Below are 19,249 nucleotides of genomic sequence, written 5' to 3'. Positions count from 1 at the left end.
TCGGGTGGGCCCGGGTCGCCCGCCGCCGCGCCGCCCCCACCCGAACGGCCGCTCCTGGTATCGCGTAGGGGATGCGCCTCACCTCCCCCCGCCTGCGCGCCGCCCTGCTCGCCACGGCCTCCCTCACCCTCGTCGCCGCCGTCCTGCCCACACCCCCGGCCCTCGGCATCGGCGACCGCCTCTTCCCGGAACTCGGCAACCCCGGATACGACGTCCTCGCCTACGACCTGTCCCTCGCCTACCGGGACAACCGCACCCCGCTCGACGCCGTCACCGTCATCGACGCCCGCACCCTGCGCGCCCTGGACCGGATCAACCTGGACTTCACCCACGGCACCGTGCGGTCCGCGCAGGTCAACGGGGAACCCGCCCGCTTCGAGAGCAGCGGGGAGGACATCGTCCTCACCCCGGCCCGGCCCCTCGCCGAACACGCCCCGCTGCGCATCACCATCCGGCACACCAGCGACCCGCGCGGCCGCGGCGACGGCGGCTGGGTCCCCACCGAGGACGGGCTGGCCATGGCCAACCAGGCCGACGCCGCGCACCGCGTCTTCCCCTGCAACGACCACCCCGCCGACAAGGCCTACTTCACCTTCCGGATCACCGCCCCGAACGGGCTGACCGCCGTCGCGAACGGCCTGCCCCTCGCCCCGCCCCACCGTGCCGCGGGCCGCGCCGCCGGGACCGACACCACCTGGACGTACCGCACCCGCCACCCCATGGCCACCGAGCTCGCCCAGGTCTCCATCGGCGACTCCGCCGTGGTCCACCACACCGGCCCGCACGGCCTGCCGCTGCGCGACGTGGTCCCCGCCGCCGACCGCGAGCGCCTCGACCCCTGGCTGAAGAAGACCCCCCACCACCTGGAGTGGATGGAGGAACGCGTCGGCCGCTACCCCTTCGAGAACTACGGGATCCTGGTCGCCCGCGCCACCACCGGCTTCGAGCTGGAGACCCAGACCCTCTCCCTCTTCGAACGCGGCCTCTTCACCGGCGCCGGCTACCCCGAGTGGTACGTGGAGTCCGTGATGGTCCACGAACTCGCCCACCAGTGGTTCGGCGACAGCGTCAGCCCCCGCACCTGGTCCGACCTCTGGCTCAACGAGGGCCACGCCACCTGGTACGAGGCCCTGTACGCCGACGGGCTCGGCAAGTACCCGCTGGAGCGCCGGATGCGCGAGGCCTACCAGCGCTCCGACCAGTGGCGGGCGGCCGGCGGCCCGCCCGCCTCCCCCAAGGGGCCCGAGCCCGGCAAGAAGATCAGCCTCTTCCGGCCGGTGGTCTACGACGGCTCCGCGCTGATCCTCTACGCCCTCCGGCAGGAGATCGGCACGCCCGCCTTCGACCGCGTCCAGCGACGCTGGGTCACCGAGTACGCCGACTCCGTGGCCGGCACCGAGGACTTCGTCAGGCTCGCCTCCCAGGAGGCCGGCCGGGACCTCACCGCCTTCCTGAACCCCTGGCTGTACGGCACCACCACCCCGCCCATGCCCGGCCACCCCGACTGGAGCGGAGCCCCCGCTCCGGCCACCGGCACCCCGAAAAGGGTGTGACGCGCCCGGAACGGGCATGTCACCATCGAGCGGTCCGGCCGGCCCGTCCGGCGGCGCCGGGAATCCCCGGCCGGTGTGACACGTTGTACCCGTACACCATTCGTATCGACGTAAGGATCCAATGACCTCCTCTTCTTCCCCTTCCCAGGACGCGCGGGACGCGCAGAGCTTCAATGAGAGCCTCCGGGCCGATGCCCTGATGGAAGAGGACGTCGCCTGGAGCCACGAGATCGACGGAGCACGGGACGGCGACCAGCTGGAGCGCTCCGACCGCGCGGCCCTGAGGCGCGTCGTCGGACTCTCCACCGAACTCGAAGACGTCACCGAGGTCGAGTACCGCCAGCTCCGCCTGGAGCGCGTGGTGCTCGTCGGGGTCTGGACCTCGGGAACCGTGCAGGACGCCGACAACTCGCTCGCCGAGCTCGCCGCCCTCGCGGAGACCGCCGGAGCCCTCGTGCTCGACGGCGTCATCCAGCGCCGCGACAAGCCCGACCCGGCCACCTTCATCGGTTCCGGCAAGGCCCGGGAGCTCCGCGACATCGTCGTCGAGACCGGCGCCGACACCGTCGTCTGCGACGGTGAGCTCAGCCCCGGCCAGCTGATCGCCCTCGAAGACGTGGTCAAGGTCAAGGTGGTCGACCGGACCGCCCTGATCCTCGACATCTTCGCCCAGCACGCCAAGTCCCGCGAGGGCAAGGCGCAGGTCGCGCTCGCGCAGATGCAGTACATGCTGCCGCGACTGCGCGGCTGGGGCCAGTCGCTGTCCCGGCAGATGGGTGGCGGCGGCGGTGGCGGCATGGCCACCCGAGGCCCGGGTGAGACCAAGATCGAGACGGACCGGCGCCGGATCCGCGAGAAGATGGCGAAGATGCGCCGGGAGATCGCGGAGATGAAGACCGGCCGCGACCTCAAGCGCCAGGAACGCAAGCGCAACAAGGTGCCCTCGGTCGCCATCGCCGGCTACACCAACGCCGGCAAGTCCTCCCTGCTCAACCGGCTCACCGGCGCGGGCGTGCTGGTGGAGAACGCCCTGTTCGCCACCCTCGACCCGACCGTGCGCCGGGCCGAGACCCCGACCGGCCGGGTCTACACCCTGGCCGACACCGTCGGCTTCGTCCGGCACCTGCCGCACCACCTCGTCGAGGCCTTCCGCTCGACCATGGAGGAGGTCGGGGACTCCGACCTCATCCTGCACATCGTCGACGGATCGCACCCGGCGCCGGAGGAGCAGCTGGCGGCCGTGCGCGAGGTCATCCGCGAGGTCGGCGCGGTCAACGTGCCGGAGATCGTGGTGATCAACAAGGCGGACGCCGCGGACCCGCTGGTCCTGCAGCGGCTGCTGCGCATCGAGCGGCACTCCATCGCCGTGTCCGCCCGCACCGGGCGGGGCATCGAGGAGCTCCTCGCGCTGATCGACACCGAGCTCCCGCGGCCCGCGGTCGAGATCGAGGCGCTGGTGCCCTACACCCGCGGCTCGCTCGTGGCCCGGGCGCACGCCGAGGGCGAGGTGATCTCCGAGGAGCACACCGCGGAGGGCACCCTGCTCAAGGCCAGGGTCCACCAGGAACTGGCGGCGGACCTCGCTCCGTACGTTCCGGCGGCCCGCTGACCGAGGACGGCACGGCACAGCACGAAGGGGTGTGGCCCCCGCCCTACCGGCGGGGGCCACACCCCTTCGTGCGTCCGCCCGAGGGCGGCTACTTGAACTTGCGGCTGACGGCGTCGAAGATGCCCTTCGCCTCCTTGCCCAGCCGCGGTCCGGCCAGCCAGGTCGCCTTGGCCGGTCCGATCGAGGTGTTCGACACCAGTGCGGGCTCACCGTCGGACCCCTTGGCGACCCAGCCGCCACCCGAGGACCCGCCGGTCATGGTGCAGCCGATGCGGTACATCACCGGATCCGTCCGGTTCAGCGACAGCCGGCCCGGCTTGTCCGAGCACTGGAAGGCCCGCTGGCCGTCGAACGGCTCGGCCGCCGGGTAACCCGTCGCCGTCATCTTGGAGATCTTCGGCACCGAGGGCGCCGCGAACTCCACCGGCAGCGCCGAACCGACCGTCTCCTCAAGGGACTTGGAGGACCCCTTCTCCGGGGTCACATGCAGCACCGCGAAGTCGTACGGGGCGCCCGCGCCACCCGTCGGACCACCCGTGGCGATCCACTGGTCCGAGGTCTGGGCCCAGTCGCTCCACCACACGCCGTACGGGGCGACCTCGTCACGGCTCGCCCCCTTCAGCTGGGCCGAGGACTTGGCGGAGTCGTTGTAGGAGGGCACGAAGGCGATGTTGCGGTACCAGCCGCCCTTGGCGCCGGCGTGCACACAGTGCCCGGCGGTCCACACCATGTTGGACTTGCCCGGGTGCGCCGGGTCCTTCACCACGGTCGCCGAGCAGACCATCGAGCCCTCGGGGCCGTCGAAGAACACCTTCCCGGCCTGCGGAACCCGCTCGTGGTACGGCGCGGCCACGGACTTCGCCGGAACGGCGGCCGGAGTGGGGTCGGTGACCCCCTGGTCCTTGCCCAGATCGGGGTCGGCGCCGCCGCGCTCGGGCTTCTGCGCGTCCCGCATCCGGTCGGGGTCCCACAGGTCCTCGATGATCGGGTTGACGTAGTCCTCGGCCTCGCGCAGCCAGTCCTCCTTCTTCCAGTTCTTCCACTCACCGCCCTTCCACTTGTCCAGGTCGATGCCGCGCTCCTTGAGCTTCTCCTTCCACTGGTCCGGGATCTTGAGCCCGTCGGACCCGGAGGGGACGCTCGCCGACACGGTGGGATTGGTGTCACCGCCCGCCTCGTCGTCGCCCGGCCCGCAGGCCGCGGCCGTGAGCGTGAGCGCCGCCGCGCAGAGTACGGCGGTGACCGGTCGCATCGGTCGCATGTTGTGAATCCCCCATGGGTGATCGAGAAGTTCCGGGACGCGAAGTGCAAGCCCCCACTATGCCGATGCCGTTGGGGACGGCACGGAGCGGGTCCACGGTTCCGCCAAGGATCTTGCGACTACCCGTGATCCCCCGCGGACACCGTCGTTGGTACGTACGGGGGAAGCGGGGGCAGCGTTCATGTTCGAACCGCCATCCCCGCGCAGCCGACCGGAACCCATCGCGCGGGAGGACCGACAGCCGTGGCCGTGCCGACCGAACAGGCCGCAGCGGCGGCCGCCCGCACCTACGCCCGCTCCCTTCCGGTCGTACCCGTCCGGGCCCGCGGACTGACCATCGAAGGCGCCGACGGCCGCCGCTATCTCGACTGCCTCTCCGGATCCGGCACCCTGCCCCTCGGCCACAACCACCCCGTGGTCCTCGAAGCCATCCGCGGAGTCCTGGACTCGGGCGCCCCCCTCCAGGCCTGCGGCCTCACCACCCCGGTCCAGGACGCCTTCACCGCCGAACTCCTCGCCGGCCTGCCGCCCGGGCTCGCCGCCGACGCCCGCGTCCGGTTCTGCGGACCGGCCGAGGGCGACGCCGTCCCCGCCGCCCTCGCCCTGGTCCGCACCGCCATGGGAGCAGACCGGACCGGACCGCCCGGGACACTCGTCGAGACCGTCCGGGCCGAGGACGGCATGCTGCCCCTGCCCGACGACCGGCTCCGCCGGATCCGCGCGGTCACCGAGGCCCGCGGCACCCCGCTGATCGTCGACGAATCCCGCACCGGGGTGGGCCGCACCGGCGCCTTCTGGAGCGTCGACCACGCCGCGGTGACCCCCGACGTCATGGTCCTCTCCCACGCCATCGGCGGAAGCCTCCCGCTGGCCGCCCTGGTCTACCGCTCCGCCCTGGACACCCCCGAGCACACCGGCCCGGGAGCACCCTTCCGCGCCAACCAGCTGGCCATGGCCGCGGGCACGGCCACCCTCGCCCACGTCCGCGCCCACCGGCTCGCCGACCGCGCCGCCGCCCTCGGCGACCGACTGCTCACCGCCCTCCGCTCACTGGCCACCTCCCACCCCTGCATCGGGCGGGTCCGGGGCCGCGGACTGATGATCGGCCTCGAACTCCTCGACCCGGCGGACGGCGACCGGACCCCCGCCCCCGACCTCGCCGCCGCGGTCCGCCAGGAATGCCTGGACCGCGGCCTGATCGTCGGGACCGGCGGCCGCCACGGTGCCGACCTCCACCTGCTGCCGCCGCTCACCCTCACCGACGGACAGGCCACGGCCGTCCTGGACCGGCTCGCCGAGGCGGTGGCCACCGCCGAAAGAACCCGGCCCCACTGACCACTCCAAGGAACCCCCAGTGACCTCCTCCACCCCCGAACCCGCCCACCCCACCAGCCGCCCCCCCTTCCCGGACCGGACCGGAACCGCACTCCCTCACCAGCAGGACCGCACCCACCACCCGGACAGCACCCACTCCCCGGACGGCGCCCCCACTCCGGACGATGCCCCCTCTCCCCATGGCGGGCACCAAGCGGACGGCGCCCCCCGCGGGGACAGCGGGCACCACCAGGACAGCGCCCGTCCGCCCCGCACCGCTGCACCGGACGAGGACCCCGTGGACCCGGCCGGGGCGCCCGACCCGCTGGACCACCCGGACGCGGCCACCGCCGCCGACGCCACGGGCACGGAGACCCTCCTCCGCTGCTGGGTTCGCGAGAGGGCCCTCACCCGGCCCCCCACCGGCAGCCGTCTGCGCATCCCGCTGCCCGCCTCCGGGATCACCCTCCTGGTACCCGTCCGCTACTGGTCCCCGGCCGGCACCCACCGCTTCGGACCCGCCCGGATCGAAGGCAGCCCGGCCACCGCCCCCGACCTCGACGCGGTCACCGCCGCCGCCCTCCTCTCCCGGGAGACCGGCCCCGGCCCCGGCACCGACCTGGTGGCCCGGGTCGCCGACTCCGTCCGCCACACCACCGCCTTCCTCACCGAACACCGCACCCGCCCCGACCCCACCGGGCCCGCGGCCACCGACCTCTTCCTGACCGCCGAGCAGTCCCTGATGCTCGGCCACCCCCTCCACCCCACCCCCAAGAGCCGCGAAGGGCTCTCCGACACCGAGGCCCGCGCCTACTCACCCGAGCTGCGCGGCTCTTTCCCCCTGCACTGGACCGCCGTCCACCCCTCCGTCCTCGCCACCGACTCCGCCTGGACCGAACGAGGCCGCACCGTCAGCGCCGCCCAGCTCCTCACCCGACTCGCCCCCGGACTCCGGCTGCCCGACGGCACCACCCCCCTTCCCCTGCACCCCTGGCAGGCCCGCGAACTCTTCCGGCGCCCCGCCGTCGCCGCCCTGCTCGACTCCGGGCTCCTCCACGACCTCGGACCGCACGGCGACCCCTGGCACCCCACCTCCTCCGTCCGCACCGTCCACCGCCCCGGCAGCCCGCTGATGCTCAAGCTCTCCCTCGGCCTGCCCATCACCAACTCCCGCCGGGAGAACCTCCGCAAGGAACTCCACCGCGGGGTCGAGGTCCACCGGCTGCTCCGCTCCGGACTCGCCGAGCAGTGGCAGGCCGCCCACCCCGGCTTCGACATCGTCCGCGACCCCGCCTGGATCGCCGTGGACACCCCGGCCGCCACCGGAGCCGTCACGGGCACCCCGATCCCCGGCCTCGACGTGATGCTGCGCCACAACCCCTTCCGCCCCGGAGACGACGCCCTCTGCGTCGCCGCGCTCACCGCCCTCCGCCCCCGAACCGACCGGCCCGCCCTCCGCTCCCGGCTCGCCGAGCTCATCGCCCGCCTCGCCGCCCGCACCGGCCGCCGCCCCACCGCCGTCGCCGCCGAGTGGTTCCTCCGCTACCTCGACCATGTCGCCCTGCCGGTCCTCGCCCTCGACGCGATCGCCGGCATCGCCCTCGAAGCGCACCAGCAGAACACCCTGGTCCTCCTCGACGCCGACGGCTGGCCCGCCGGCGGCCGCTACCGCGACAACCAGGGCTACTACTTCCGCGCATCGCACCGCGCCGCCCTCGACGCCCGGCTCCCCGGCATCGGCCGCGCCAGCGACACCTTCGTCCCCGACGCCGTCACCGACGAACGCTTCGCCTACTACCTCGGCATCAACAACGTGCTCGGCCTCATCGGAGCATTCGGCTCCCAGCAGCTCGCCGACGAACGCGTCCTCCTCGCCGCCTTCCGCCGCTTCCTCGGCAAGGCCGCCGCCCTCGGACCCGTCCCCGCCCAGCTCCTCGACTCACCCACCCTCCGCTGCAAGGCCAACCTCCTCACCCGGCTCGGCGGCCTCGACGAACTCGTCGGCCCCGTCGACACCCAGTCCGTCTACGTCACCATCGCCAACCCCCTCCACGACTGACCGCACCACCACCCCGCCGCCCCCACCGGCCCCGCACCCCGCCCACCACCGACGCGGAGAAGAACAGCGCATGCCCCCGACCCACACCGGCCCCGCCGTGGCCGACACCCTTCCCCACCGGCTCACCCCCGATCTGCTGCCCCGGCTCGCCGAGGCCGACCTCCTCGACAGCCCCGCGGGCTGGGGCCCGGCCGCCACCCGGGCAGGACTGTTCCGACTGGAACCGGTCCGCCCGGACCGCGACCTGAAACTGATCACCCGCTGGATGAACGACCCCGAGGTGGAAGCCTTCTGGCAACTCGGCGGACCCGCCCTCCGCACCGCCCTGCACCTGAGGGCACAGCTCCACGGCGACGCCCGGAGCATCCCCTGCCTGGGGCTCCTCGACGGCAGGCCGATGAGCTACTGGGAGATCTACCGGGCCGACCTCGACCCGCTGGCCCGGCACTACCCGGCGCGGCCCCACGACACGGGTATCCATGTGCTCCTCGGAGACGCCGCAGACCGGGGCCGCGGCCTCGGGACCACGCTGCTGCGCGCCGTCGCCGACCTGATCCTCGACAACCGTCCGCGCTGCACGCGCGTCATCGCCGAACCGGACATCCGCAACACCCCCTCCGTCTCCGCGTTCCTCAACTCCGGTTTCCGCCTGGCCGCGGAAATCGACCTCCCCGAGAAGCGCGCCGCACTGATGCTCCGCGAACGGGCCCTGCGCACGCTGCTCTGATCCTTGGAACGAGCCGTCGTTCCGGCGAGTTCCCCACCGGGTTCCGCGCCGTGTCCCTCGTACGGGCGGAGATCCCGCCCGCCCGGCACCGGCCGCTCCGGCGGAACGACCGGCGCTGTCGGCGGGGCCGCGTAGGGTTGGCGGTGCTATGACGAAGCCCTCCCTCACCGACCTGCTGCACGCCGCCGTGACCGCCGTCGGCGGCACCGAGCGGCCCGGCCAGGTGGCCATGGCCGAAGCCGTCGCCGAAGCGATCGACGACAACTCCCACCGGCTGATCCAGGCCGGCACCGGCACCGGCAAATCCCTCGGCTACCTGGTGCCGGCCCTCGCCCACGGCGAGCGCGTGGTGGTCGCCACCGCCACCCTCGCCCTCCAGCGCCAGCTGGTCGAGCGGGACCTGCCGCGCACCGTCGAGGCGCTCCATCCGCAGCTGCGCCGCCGCCCGCTCTTCGCCATGCTGAAGGGCCGCTCGAACTACCTCTGTCTGCACCGGCTGCACGAGGGAGCCCCGCAGGACGAGGAGGAGGGCCTCTTCGACCAGTTCGAGGCCGCCGCCCCCACCAGCAAGCTCGGCCAGGACCTGCTGCGGCTGCGGGACTGGGCGGACGAGACGGAGACCGGGGACCGGGACGACCTCACCCCCGGTGTCTCCGACCGGGCCTGGTCCCAGATCTCCGTCTCCTCCAGGGAGTGCCTGGGCGCCACCAAGTGCGCCTACGGCGCCGAGTGCTTCGCCGAGGCCGCCCGCGAGCGGGCCAAGCTCGCCGACGTGGTCGTCACCAACCACGCCCTGCTCGCCATCGACGCGATCGAAGGGGCGCCGGTGCTGCCCCAGCACGAGGTGCTGATCGTGGACGAGGCCCATGAGCTGGTCTCCCGGGTCACCGGGGTGGCCACCGGCGAGCTCACCCCGGGCCAGGTCAACCGTGCGGTGAAGCGCGCCGCCAAGCTGGTGGACGAGAAGACCGCGGACTCCCTGCAGACGGCCTCCGAATCCTTCGAACGCGTCATGGAGCTGGCGCTGCCGGGCCGTCTGGAGGAGATCCCGGAGGACCTCGGCTACGCCCTGACGGCCCTCCGGGACGCCGCGCGGAACGTGATCTCGGCGATCGGCTCCACCCGCGACAAGTCCGTCCAGGATGAGGACGCCGTCCGCAAGCAGGCCCTGGCCGCCGTGGAGAACGTGCACGGGGTGGCGGAGCGGATCACTCTGGGCTCCGAGTACGACGTGGTGTGGTTCGAGCGCCACGACCGGTTCGGCGCCACCCTCCGGGTCGCCCCGCTCTCGGTCTCCGGGCTCCTGCGGGAGAAGCTGTTCGAGGACCGCTCGGTGGTCCTCACCTCGGCCACGCTCAAGCTGGGCGGGGACTTCAACGGGGTGGCCGCCTCCATGGGCCTGGCCCCGGAGGGCACCGAGGGGGACGACGTCCCGGTCTGGAAGGGCCTGGACGTCGGCTCTCCCTTCGACTACCCCCGGCAGGGGATCCTGTACGTGGCCCGGCATCTGGCCACCCCGGGCCGGGAGGGCACCCGCGGGGACATGATGGACGAACTGGCCGAGCTCATCGAGGCGGCCGGCGGGCGCACCCTGGGGCTGTTCTCCTCCATGCGCGGGGCCAAGGCGGCAGCCGAGGAGCTCCGGACCCGGCTGGACAACCCGATCCTGCTGCAGGGCGAGGAGACCCTCGGCGAGTTGATCAAGGGCTTCGCCGCGGATCCCCGCACCTGTCTGTTCGGCACCCTCTCGCTCTGGCAGGGCGTGGACGTGCCCGGTCCCAGCTGCCAGCTGGTGATCATGGACCGGATTCCGTTCCCCAGGCCGGACGACCCGCTGATGAGCGCCCGCCAGAAGTCGGTCGAGGAGCACGGCGGCAACGGCTTCATGGCGGTCGCGGCCACCCATGCCGCCCTGCTGATGGCGCAGGGCGCCGGCCGGCTCGTCCGGGCGACCGGGGACCGCGGGGTGGTGGCGGTGCTGGACCCCCGGCTGGCCACGGCCCGCTATGGCGGGTTCCTCAAGTCCTCGCTGCCCGATTTCTGGTACACCACCGACCGCAACCAGGTCCGCCGCTCGCTGGCGGCGATCGACGCGGCGGCCCGCGCCGACGGGAAGTGACGGCGAAGTGACGTCGGGGCCCCTGTCAGGGTCTGACGGCGTCCGGACGTGAAGAACCCCGGGACCGGCGCAGTGGGTCCCGGGGTTCGGCGAGGGCGGCGGGGGGTCAGATCCGCCGGAGTACCGCGACGACCTTGCCGAGGATGGTGGCCTCGTCGCCGGGGATGGGCTGGTAGGCCGCGTTGTGGGGGAGCAGCCAGACATGGCCGTCCTCGCGCTTGAAGCGCTTCACGGTGGCCTCGCCGTCCAGCATGGCGGCCACGATGTCGCCGTTCTCGGCGACCGGCTGGCGGCGGACCGTGACCCAGTCCCCGTCGCAGATCGCGGCTTCGATCATCGAGTCGCCGACGACCTTGAGGACGAAGAGCTCGCCGTCGCCGACCAGCTGCCGGGGGAGGGGGAACACGTCCTCCACGGATTCCTCGGCGAGGATCGGACCGCCGGCGGCGATCCGGCCGACCAGCGGGACGTAGGAGGCGGCGGGCTTGCCGGTGGTGTCGGTGGGCTGCGAGCTGGGCTGGTCCGAGCCGCGCACCTCGTAGGCCCGGGGGCGGTGGGGGTCGCGGCGCAGGAAGCCCTTGCGTTCCAGGGCCATCAGTTGGTGGGCGACGGAGGAGGTGCTGGACAGGCCCACCGCCTGGCCGATCTCCCGCATCGACGGCGGGTAGCCGCGGCGCTGCACCGAGTCCCGGATGACCTCGATGACCCGGCGCTGCCGGTCGGTGAGTCCGGAACTGTCGGCGCGGATCCCTGGGGGGCGTCCGGGGAGGGAACGAGCGGGACGGGTCTCCGACTCCGGGTTCAGACTTGCGTCGTTCATGGCATGCACCGGCTCAAGTCGGCTCTGGGAGCGGTTCTGGGCAGTGATGGTGGCACTGTCTGCGGTGGTGGTCACGTCGGCGGCCCCTCTCGAACGGAATCTTCTCCCCTGGATTGGACAACGGTAGTAGCTTTCGAAAGGTTGCGCCAAACACACGTTCGAGTGAAAAAACGCAGATTGCTCTACGTGTTCACTTTGCTGGGTGTATGGAGCGCGTCGGCCCCGGTGGCGACCGTCCGGCGGCGGGCTCGGCCCGAACGGGGGTTCGGCCCGGCCCGGGCTTCTTGCGGTAGCCTTCCCGGTCGGATCGCCGACGGGCGGGCAGTGCCCCAGTCTGGCAGCCGCAATCCCCGGATCCGGCCATTCCGGACCGCGACACGCGGATGCCCCGTAAATCCGCCGGAACCCAAGATCTAGTGGTTGTATGGGCGCCGCCACCCAGAAGTTGTGGTCCCCGGTCTGCCGAGGGTCCCGGCATCGCATATGCTGGTGGCTGCTTCACGAACCTCGACGGGCGCCTCAGGGTGGCCGCCGACGGGTCTGCGTGGGCAATTCAGTCGTGCCGAGAAGGAGGGTGAGGGAGCGTGCACTGCCCCTTCTGCAGGCATCCCGACAGCCGCGTCGTCGACAGCCGGACCACGGACGACGGCACGTCGATCCGCCGGCGCCGCCAGTGCCCGGACTGCTCCCGCCGCTTCACCACGGTGGAGACCGCGTCACTGATGGTGATCAAGCGGAGCGGGGTGACGGAACCCTTCAGCCGTACCAAGGTCATCTCCGGCGTGCGCAAGGCGTGCCAGGGGCGGCCGGTCACCGAGGACGCCCTCGCCAAGCTCGGCCAGCGGGTCGAGGAGGCGGTGCGCGCCACCGGCAGCGCCGAGCTGACCACCCACGACGTGGGTCTGGCCATCCTCGGACCGCTGCAGGAGCTCGACCTGGTCGCGTACCTGCGTTTCGCGTCCGTGTACAAGGCGTTCGACACGCTGGAAGACTTCGAGGCCGCCATCGCTGAATTGCGGGAGCGGCCCCACACCCGAGAGTGCGAGCCCGCCGGGACCGGTCAGGTCCCCGTGCCCGCCTCCGCCACCGACTGACCGGGCCGGCCGCACGGCGGCCCCCCGGCCCGGAGGCAGCCCCGGCGGGAGCCGGCGCGATCGCGTCAGTTGCGTGCAGTTCCGCTGCACATTGAAGAGATCAGAACCGTGCCACGGAATATTGCTGGCACTTTAGGGCGTTTTTGCCCGCATATGGGAGGCGGCATGACAGAGACGGCGAGCGGTTCGGCACGTGGTACCCGCGCCAAGGGCACCAAGGCGAACAAGGGCCTGCGTATCGAGCGCATCCACACCACTCCCGGCGTGCATCCGTACGACGAGGTGGCCTGGGAGCGCCGCGATGTCGTCATGACCAACTGGCGCGACGGCTCGGTCAACTTCGAGCAGCGTGGCGTCGAGTTCCCCGACTTCTGGTCGGTGAACGCGGTCAACATCGTCACCAGCAAGTACTTCCGCGGAGCGGTCGGCACCCCGCAGCGCGAGACCGGTCTGAAGCAGCTCATCGACCGGATCGTGAAGACCTACACGAAGGCCGGCGAGGACTACGACTACTTCGCCTCGCCCGCCGACGCGGAGATCTTCGAGCACGAGCTGACCTACGCGCTGCTGCACCAGATCTTCAGCTTCAACTCCCCGGTCTGGTTCAACGTCGGCACCCCCCAGCCCCAGCAGGTCTCCGCCTGCTTCATCCTGGCCGTCGACGACTCCATGGAGTCGATCCTCGACTGGTACAAGGAAGAGGGCATGATCTTCAAGGGCGGCTCCGGCGCCGGCCTGAACCTCTCCCGCATCCGCTCCTCCAAGGAGCTCCTCTCCTCCGGCGGCAACGCCTCCGGCCCGGTCTCCTTCATGCGCGGCGCCGACGCGTCCGCCGGAACGATCAAGTCGGGCGGCGCCACCCGCCGCGCGGCCAAGATGGTCGTGCTGGACGTGGACCACCCGGACGTCGAGGACTTCATCGCCACCAAGGTGAAGGAGGAGGAGAAGATCCGCGCCCTGCGCGACGCCGGCTTCGACATGGACCTCGGCGGGGACGACATCACCTCCGTCCAGTACCAGAACGCCAACAACTCCGTCCGGGTGAACGACGAGTTCATGACGGCCGTCGAGAACGGCACCGAGTTCGGCCTGCGGGCCCGGATGACCGGCGAGGTCATCGAGAAGGTCGACGCCAAGGCGCTGTTCCGCAAGCTGGCCGAGGCCGCGTGGGCCTGCGCCGACCCGGGCATCCAGTACGACGGTGTGATCAACAACTGGCACACCTGCCCCGAGTCCGGCCGGATCACCGCGTCGAACCCGTGCAGCGAGTACATGCACCTGGACAACACGTCCTGCAACCTCGCCTCGCTCAACCTGATGAAGTTCCTGAACGACGACGGCAAGGGCGACCAGTCCTTCGACGCCGCCCGCTTCGCCAAGGTCGTCGAGCTGGTCATCACCGCGATGGACATCTCCATCTGCTTCGCGGACTTCCCGACCCAGAAGATCGGCGAGAACACCCGCGCCTTCCGCCAGCTGGGCATCGGCTACGCCAACCTCGGCGCCCTGCTGATGGCCACCGGCCACGCGTACGACTCGGACGGCGGCCGCACCCTCGCCGCCTCCATCACCTCGCTGATGACCGGCACCGCGTACAAGCGCTCCGCCGAACTGGCCGCGGTCGTCGGCCCGTACGACGGGTACGCCCGCAACGCCGAGCCGCACCAGCGCGTGATGAAGCAGCACGCCGACGCCAACGCCACCGCCCCGCGGGCCGGCGACCTGGACTCCCCGGTCTGGGCCGCGGCCACCGAGGCCTGGCAGGACGTCGTCCGCCTCGGCGCGAAGAACGGCTTCCGCAACTCCCAGGCGTCGGTGCTGGCCCCGACCGGCACCATCGGCCTGGCCATGTCCTGCGACACCACCGGTGTCGAGCCGGACCTGGCGCTGGTCAAGTTCAAGAAGCTGGTCGGCGGCGGCTCCATGCAGATCGTCAACGGCACGGTCCCGCAGGCCCTGCGCCGCCTGGGCTACCAGGAGGAGCAGATCGAGGCGATCGTCGCCCACATCGCCGAGCACGGCAATGTCGTCGACGCCCCCGGCCTCAAAGCCGACCACTACTCGATCTTCGACTGCGCGATGGGCGAGCGCTCCATCTCCCCGATGGGCCACGTCCGCATGATGGCCGCGATCCAGCCCTGGATCTCCGGCGCGATCTCCAAGACGGTCAACATGCCGGAGACGGCGACCGTCGAGGAGGTCGAGGAGATCTACTTCGAGGCCTGGAAGCTCGGCGTCAAGGCCCTGGCGATCTACCGCGACAACTGCAAGGTCGGCCAGCCGCTCTCCGCCAAGAAGAAGGAGGACGAGAAGGCCGAGGTCACCGCGAAGGCGGAGGAGACCATCCGCACCGCGGTGGAGAAGGTCGTCGAGTACCGTCCGGTCCGCAAGCGCCTGCCGAAGGGCCGCCCGGGCATCACCACCTCCTTCACGGTCGGTGGCGCCGAGGGCTACATGACCGCCAACTCCTACCCGGACGACGGCCTGGGCGAGGTCTTCCTGAAGATGTCCAAGCAGGGTTCCACCCTCGCGGGCATGATGGACGCCTTCTCGATCGCCGTCTCGGTCGGCCTGCAGTACGGCGTCCCGCTGGAGACGTACGTCGCGAAGTTCACCAACATGCGCTTCGAGCCGGCCGGGATGACGGACGACCCGGACGTGCGGATGGCGCAGTCGATCGTCGACTACATCTTCCGCCGCGTGGCCCTGGACTTCCTGCCCTTCGAGACCCGCTCGGCCCTCGGCATCCACTCCGCCGAGGAGCGCCAGCGCCACCTGGAGACCGGCTCGTACGAGGCGCTGGAGGACGGGCTCGACAACGAGACCCTGACCCAGCCGGTCCCGCTGGCCTCGGTCCCGGCCCCGGTGGCGGAGATCCCGGCCGCCCGCCCGGTGGCGCACACCAACGCGGAACTGGTCGAGATGCAGCTCGGCGTGTCCGCGGACGCCCCGCTCTGCTTCTCCTGCGGGACCAAGATGCAGCGCGCCGGCTCCTGCTACATCTGCGAGGGCTGCGGCTCGACCAGCGGTTGCAGCTGACGCGCGGCAGGCCGCGGCCGTAAGCGGTAGTTGACGAAGGGGACCGGCCCACCAGCCGGTCCCCTTCGCCGTACCGCGTTGTTAGCCATTTAGCTCATGTGCTAAAAAGCTCATATGAATGAGCCTGATGAGATCGAGGCCGGAGTGTTCCGCGCCCTGGCCGACGCCACCCGGCGGCAGATCCTGGAGGACCTGCGCGAGGGGGAGCTGGCGGCCGGCGAGATCGCCGCCCGGTTCCCCATCAGCGCCCCCTCCGTCTCCCGCCACCTGGGCGTCCTCAAATCCGCCGGACTCGTCCGGGAGCGGCGCGAGGGCAACCGGATCCTCTACACGCTCGTCGAGGAACGGCTGGCCGCCTCGGTCGGCCGGTTCCTCAGCACGGTGTGCCCCGAGCAGATCGTGCTCCGGCACCAGCGCCGCCGACCGGACCAGGGGGAGAACGCACAGTGATCAGTCCCAAGCTCAGCAGCGTCATCGAGCGCCGGCTGCTGGTGAACTACCGCGTGGACCCGGACACCGCCGCCCGGCTGCTGCCCGACGGGCTGCGCCCGCAGCTGGTCGGCGGCTGGGCGGTGGCCGGCATCTGCCTGCTCCGGCTCGGCGGCACCCGGCCCCGCTGGGCCCCCGCCGGCACCGGACTGCGCAGCGAGAACGCCGCCCACCGGATCGCCGTGGAACAGGACGGACCCGACGGACCCGGGACCGGGGTGTACATCCCGCGCCGGGACAGCGGATCCCGGCTGAACGTCCTGGCCGGCGGCCGGATCTTCCCCGGCACGCACGGCTCCGCCGTCTTCGACGTCCACGAGACCCCCGAGCGGATCCGGATCGGCTACCGGACCCGCGACGCGTCCACCCGGGTGCGGGTCACGGCCGAGGTCACCGACGAGCTGCGCGGCAGCACCCTCTTCGGCAGCCTCGCCGAGGCCTCCGCCTTCTTCCGGGACGGCTCCCGCGGCTACTCCCCGGGCCGCACCCCCGGCCGGCTCGACGGAATGGAACTCCGCACCGACGCCTGGCGGATCGAGGCCACCGAGATCACCTCGGCCGAGTCCAGCTTCTTCGAGGACCCCGACCGCTTCCCGCCGGGCACCGCCCACCTCGACAGCGCCCTGCTGATGCGCGACGTCCCCGTGGAGTGGCACCCGCTCGCCGCCTGAAACGGCCGAACTCCCGTGGACGTACTGCGCCGAGGACTGACCGGCGCCGGTCCGCGCACCGTACGATGCCCCTGTGCTGGTCAAGTGGATTCGCTGCACGGTGACGGATCGACGCGGGTTCGAGCGTGGTCAGCGGAAATGGGCGGGGCTGCCCGGCGAGCCGGGATTCCGGGGGCAGGGCGGCGGCTGGAGCCGGGGCCGGCAAGGGGTCGCGCATGTGTTCGCGTTCTGGGAGAGCCGGTCCTTCTACGACTCCTTCATGGCCCGCTCGCACGACCGGCTGGCCGCCTCCCAGAATGGCACCTACACCGGTCTGCGCAGCAACCTCTTCGACCACCGCTTCGACGTGAAGACCGGCTTCGAGCCGCGGTTCACCGACGCCGACGTGGTGCGGGTGGCCCACACCCGGGTGCGGGAGGGCCGGCTGGACCACTTCGCGCTGATGCAGGAGAAGGTGTGGAACCCGGCCATGGCCGGCTCCCCGGGCATGCTGCGCGGACTGTTCGGCGAGGCCCCCGGACGGGAGTTCCTGGTCCTGTCCATGTGGCGGTCGGCGGCCGAGCACGGCAAGTACCGCCAGGAGCGGGTCGAACGGCTGTCCCTGCGCGCCCAGACCGAGGCCGACGTGGAGGCCCTGACCGGGGACGTGGTCGACCTGGAACCCGCCTGGACGGTCTGACCGGCGTGCTGGGGTCGTTCCCCGGCCGCGGCCCAACTAGGGTCGTGGGATGGTACGACCACAGCGCATCGTCCTCGTCCGGCACGGGGAATCGGAGGGCAACGCCGACGACACGGTGTACGAGCGGGAGCCGGACCACGCCCTGCGGATGACCCGCACCGGCCACCTCCAGGCCGCCGCGACCGGCGAGCGCCTCCGCGAGCTCTTCGGCGAGGAGCAGATCAGCGCCTACGTCTCCCCGTACCGCCGCACCCTGCAGACCTTCCGCGGCCTCGGTCTGGACCCCGCCCGGGTCCGCATGCGCGAGGAGCCCCGACTGCGCGAACAGGACTGGGGCAACTGGCAGGACCGGGACGACGTGCGCCTCCAGAAGGCCTACCGGGACGCCTACGGCCACTTCTTCTACCGCTTCGCCCAGGGCGAGTCCGGAGCCGACGTCTACGACCGGGTCGGCTCCTTCCTGGAGAGTCTCTACCGCAGCTTCGAGGCCCCCGACCACCCGCCGAACGTCCTGCTGGTGACCCACGGCCTGACCATGCGGCTGTTCTGCATGCGCTGGTTCCACTGGTCGGTCGCCGAGTTCGAATGCCTCTCCAACCCCCGCAACGGCGATTTCCGGATCCTCCGCCTCTGCGCGGACGGCCGCTACCGGATGGACCGCCCGTTTGAGCGGTGGACCACACCCGAGCCTTACGACCTCGACGGCTAGAGTGGCCCGCGATGATCCCTGACTCCACTCCCGAACGGTGCTACGCACGCGCCCTGGCCAGCCTGCGCGGACTGGCGGTGGGTGACGCCCTGGGCTCCCAGTTCTTCGTCCCCGCGAACTACCCGCTGCTCAAGCGGCGCGAAGCGCCCCCCGGCCCCTGGCAGTGGACCGACGACACCGAGATGGCCTGCTCGGTCGCCGGGGTGCTCGCCGAGCACCACCGCATCGACCAGGACGCGCTGGCCGGCTCCTTCGCCCGCCACCACGACTTCGACCGGGGCTACGGGCCCGCCGTGAACCGGATGCTGCGACTGGTCCGGGAGGGCGAGGACTGGCGCACCCTGTCCGCCGAACTGTTCAACGGGCAGGGCTCCTGGGGCAACGGCGCGGCCATGCGGATCGCCCCGCTGGGCGCCTGGTACGCCGACGACCCCGAGCAGGCCACCCACCAGGCGGAGATCTCCGCCTACACCACCCACCAGCACCGGGAGGCGGTCTGCGGAGCGATGGCGGTCGCCGCCGCCGCGGCGCTCGCGGGCAGCCCCGACGGCCCGCCCGGGCCGGGCGAACTGCTGGACGGGGTGATCGCCCTGGTCCCGCGCAGCGCCGTGGGCGCCGGGCTGCGACGGGCCCGGGACATGCTGGACTACGGCAACGCGAGCACCGTCGCCGCGGTGCTCGGCTGCGGGCGGCGGACCAGCGCCCATGACACGGTGCCCTTCGCCCTCTGGTCGGCCGCCCGGTCCCTCGGGGACTTCGAGCAGGCCTTCTGGACCACCGCCGAGGTGGGCGGCGACGTGGACACCACCTGCGCCATCGTGGGCGGGGTGCTGGGCGCGCGCGGGGAATCCGCCCTGCCCGAGGCCTGGCTGGCCCAGACGGAGGCCCTGCCGGCCTGGCTGCCGGAACAGCCCGTCTGACCGGGCACCACGTCTGACCGAACAGCCCGTCTGACCTGGCAGCCCGTCTGATCGGCGGCCCGGCATGTGCCGGGCCGTCCGTGCCTCCCGCCGCTGGCCCCCGGCATTGTCACGGTCCTGCCACAGGGCCCCTCGGGGGCTTCGGCCCCCTTCCGCCACCGGCCTACGCTGACCGCTTCGCCGCCC

At 72.1% G+C, this 19,249-nt stretch carries 15 protein-coding genes; 13 read left to right on the top strand and 2 right to left on the bottom strand.

Annotated elements, in window-relative coordinates; all coding sequences use genetic code 11:
- The first annotated feature begins 71 nt into the window (after positions 1-71).
- Together ACZ50K_RS21355 and hflX are read left to right on the top strand one after the other, a co-directional pair.
- A complete protein-coding gene (locus ACZ50K_RS21355; protein WP_468905252.1) occupies positions 72-1,553 on the top strand; it encodes a M1 family metallopeptidase in 1,482 nt (493 codons plus the stop codon).
- A gap of 121 nt (positions 1,554-1,674) precedes the next feature.
- Positions 1,675-3,162, top strand: coding sequence for a GTPase HflX (hflX, locus tag ACZ50K_RS21350; RefSeq protein ID WP_468905249.1), 1,488 nt, complete (start codon positions 1,675-1,677; stop codon positions 3,160-3,162).
- An 88-nt stretch (positions 3,163-3,250) separates the two neighbouring features.
- On the opposite strand, the gene ACZ50K_RS21345 is transcribed toward hflX, so the two are convergent.
- The gene (locus tag ACZ50K_RS21345; protein WP_468905246.1) at positions 3,251-4,423 is read right to left on the bottom strand and encodes a trypsin-like serine peptidase; all 1,173 of its coding nucleotides are present in this window, start codon (positions 4,421-4,423) and stop codon (positions 3,251-3,253) included.
- A gap of 243 nt (positions 4,424-4,666) precedes the next feature.
- On the opposite strand from ACZ50K_RS21345, the gene ACZ50K_RS21340 reads away from it, so the two are divergent.
- The 4 genes from ACZ50K_RS21340 (at position 4,667) to ACZ50K_RS21325 (ending at position 10,642) form a co-directional block, all read left to right on the top strand.
- Entirely contained in the window at positions 4,667-5,758 is a 1,092-nt protein-coding gene (locus ACZ50K_RS21340) for an aminotransferase class III-fold pyridoxal phosphate-dependent enzyme (protein ID WP_468905243.1), read from the top strand.
- A gap of 19 nt (positions 5,759-5,777) precedes the next feature.
- Positions 5,778-7,796 (top strand): IucA/IucC family protein, encoded by a 2,019-nt coding sequence (locus ACZ50K_RS21335; RefSeq protein WP_468905240.1) that lies wholly within the window; start codon positions 5,778-5,780, stop codon positions 7,794-7,796.
- Between the two features lie 70 nt (positions 7,797-7,866).
- Positions 7,867-8,523 carry a GNAT family N-acetyltransferase gene (locus ACZ50K_RS21330; RefSeq protein ID WP_468905237.1) on the top strand — a complete coding sequence of 219 codons (657 nt, stop codon included), beginning with the start codon at positions 7,867-7,869 and terminating at the stop codon, positions 8,521-8,523.
- Between the two features lie 148 nt (positions 8,524-8,671).
- Entirely contained in the window at positions 8,672-10,642 is a 1,971-nt protein-coding gene (locus ACZ50K_RS21325) for an ATP-dependent DNA helicase (RefSeq protein ID WP_468905234.1), read from the top strand.
- A 106-nt stretch (positions 10,643-10,748) separates the two neighbouring features.
- Here the strand turns inward: ACZ50K_RS21325 and lexA are convergent, their stop codons facing one another.
- Entirely contained in the window at positions 10,749-11,537 is a 789-nt protein-coding gene (gene lexA / locus ACZ50K_RS21320; RefSeq protein WP_468905232.1) for a transcriptional repressor LexA, read from the bottom strand.
- Between the two features lie 509 nt (positions 11,538-12,046).
- On the opposite strand from lexA, the gene nrdR reads away from it, so the two are divergent.
- From nrdR to ACZ50K_RS21285, 7 genes are all read left to right on the top strand, one after another.
- On the top strand, positions 12,047-12,556 hold the full coding sequence (gene nrdR, locus ACZ50K_RS21315; protein WP_468905230.1) for a transcriptional regulator NrdR: 510 nt from the start codon (positions 12,047-12,049) through the stop codon (positions 12,554-12,556).
- Positions 12,557-12,721: 165 nt separating this feature from the next.
- Complete coding sequence (locus ACZ50K_RS21310; RefSeq protein WP_468905228.1) at positions 12,722-15,595, top strand: vitamin B12-dependent ribonucleotide reductase; 2,874 nt, start codon at positions 12,722-12,724, stop codon at positions 15,593-15,595.
- A 114-nt stretch (positions 15,596-15,709) separates the two neighbouring features.
- A complete protein-coding gene (locus tag ACZ50K_RS21305) occupies positions 15,710-16,045 on the top strand; it encodes a metalloregulator ArsR/SmtB family transcription factor (RefSeq protein ID WP_468905226.1) in 336 nt (111 codons plus the stop codon).
- On the top strand, positions 16,042-16,755 hold the full coding sequence (locus tag ACZ50K_RS21300; protein ID WP_468905224.1) for a DUF2071 domain-containing protein: 714 nt from the start codon (positions 16,042-16,044) through the stop codon (positions 16,753-16,755). The genes ACZ50K_RS21305 and ACZ50K_RS21300 overlap by 4 nt, the downstream gene beginning before the upstream one ends.
- A 73-nt stretch (positions 16,756-16,828) precedes the next feature.
- Positions 16,829-17,434 (top strand): YdbC family protein, encoded by a 606-nt coding sequence (locus ACZ50K_RS21295; protein ID WP_468905222.1) that lies wholly within the window; start codon positions 16,829-16,831, stop codon positions 17,432-17,434.
- Positions 17,435-17,483: 49 nt separating this feature from the next.
- Positions 17,484-18,143 (top strand): histidine phosphatase family protein, encoded by a 660-nt coding sequence (locus tag ACZ50K_RS21290; RefSeq protein WP_468905220.1) that lies wholly within the window; start codon positions 17,484-17,486, stop codon positions 18,141-18,143.
- An 11-nt stretch (positions 18,144-18,154) separates the two neighbouring features.
- Positions 18,155-19,063, top strand: a complete 909-nt coding sequence (locus tag ACZ50K_RS21285) for an ADP-ribosylglycohydrolase family protein (protein ID WP_468905217.1) — start codon at positions 18,155-18,157, stop codon at positions 19,061-19,063.
- Positions 19,064-19,249 lie beyond the last annotated feature (186 nt).

Source organism: Streptomyces sp. NPDC033845 (assembly GCF_055576225.1).
Note: the sequence above shows the minus strand (reverse complement) of the source record. Positions and strands in the feature narration are given on the sequence as shown.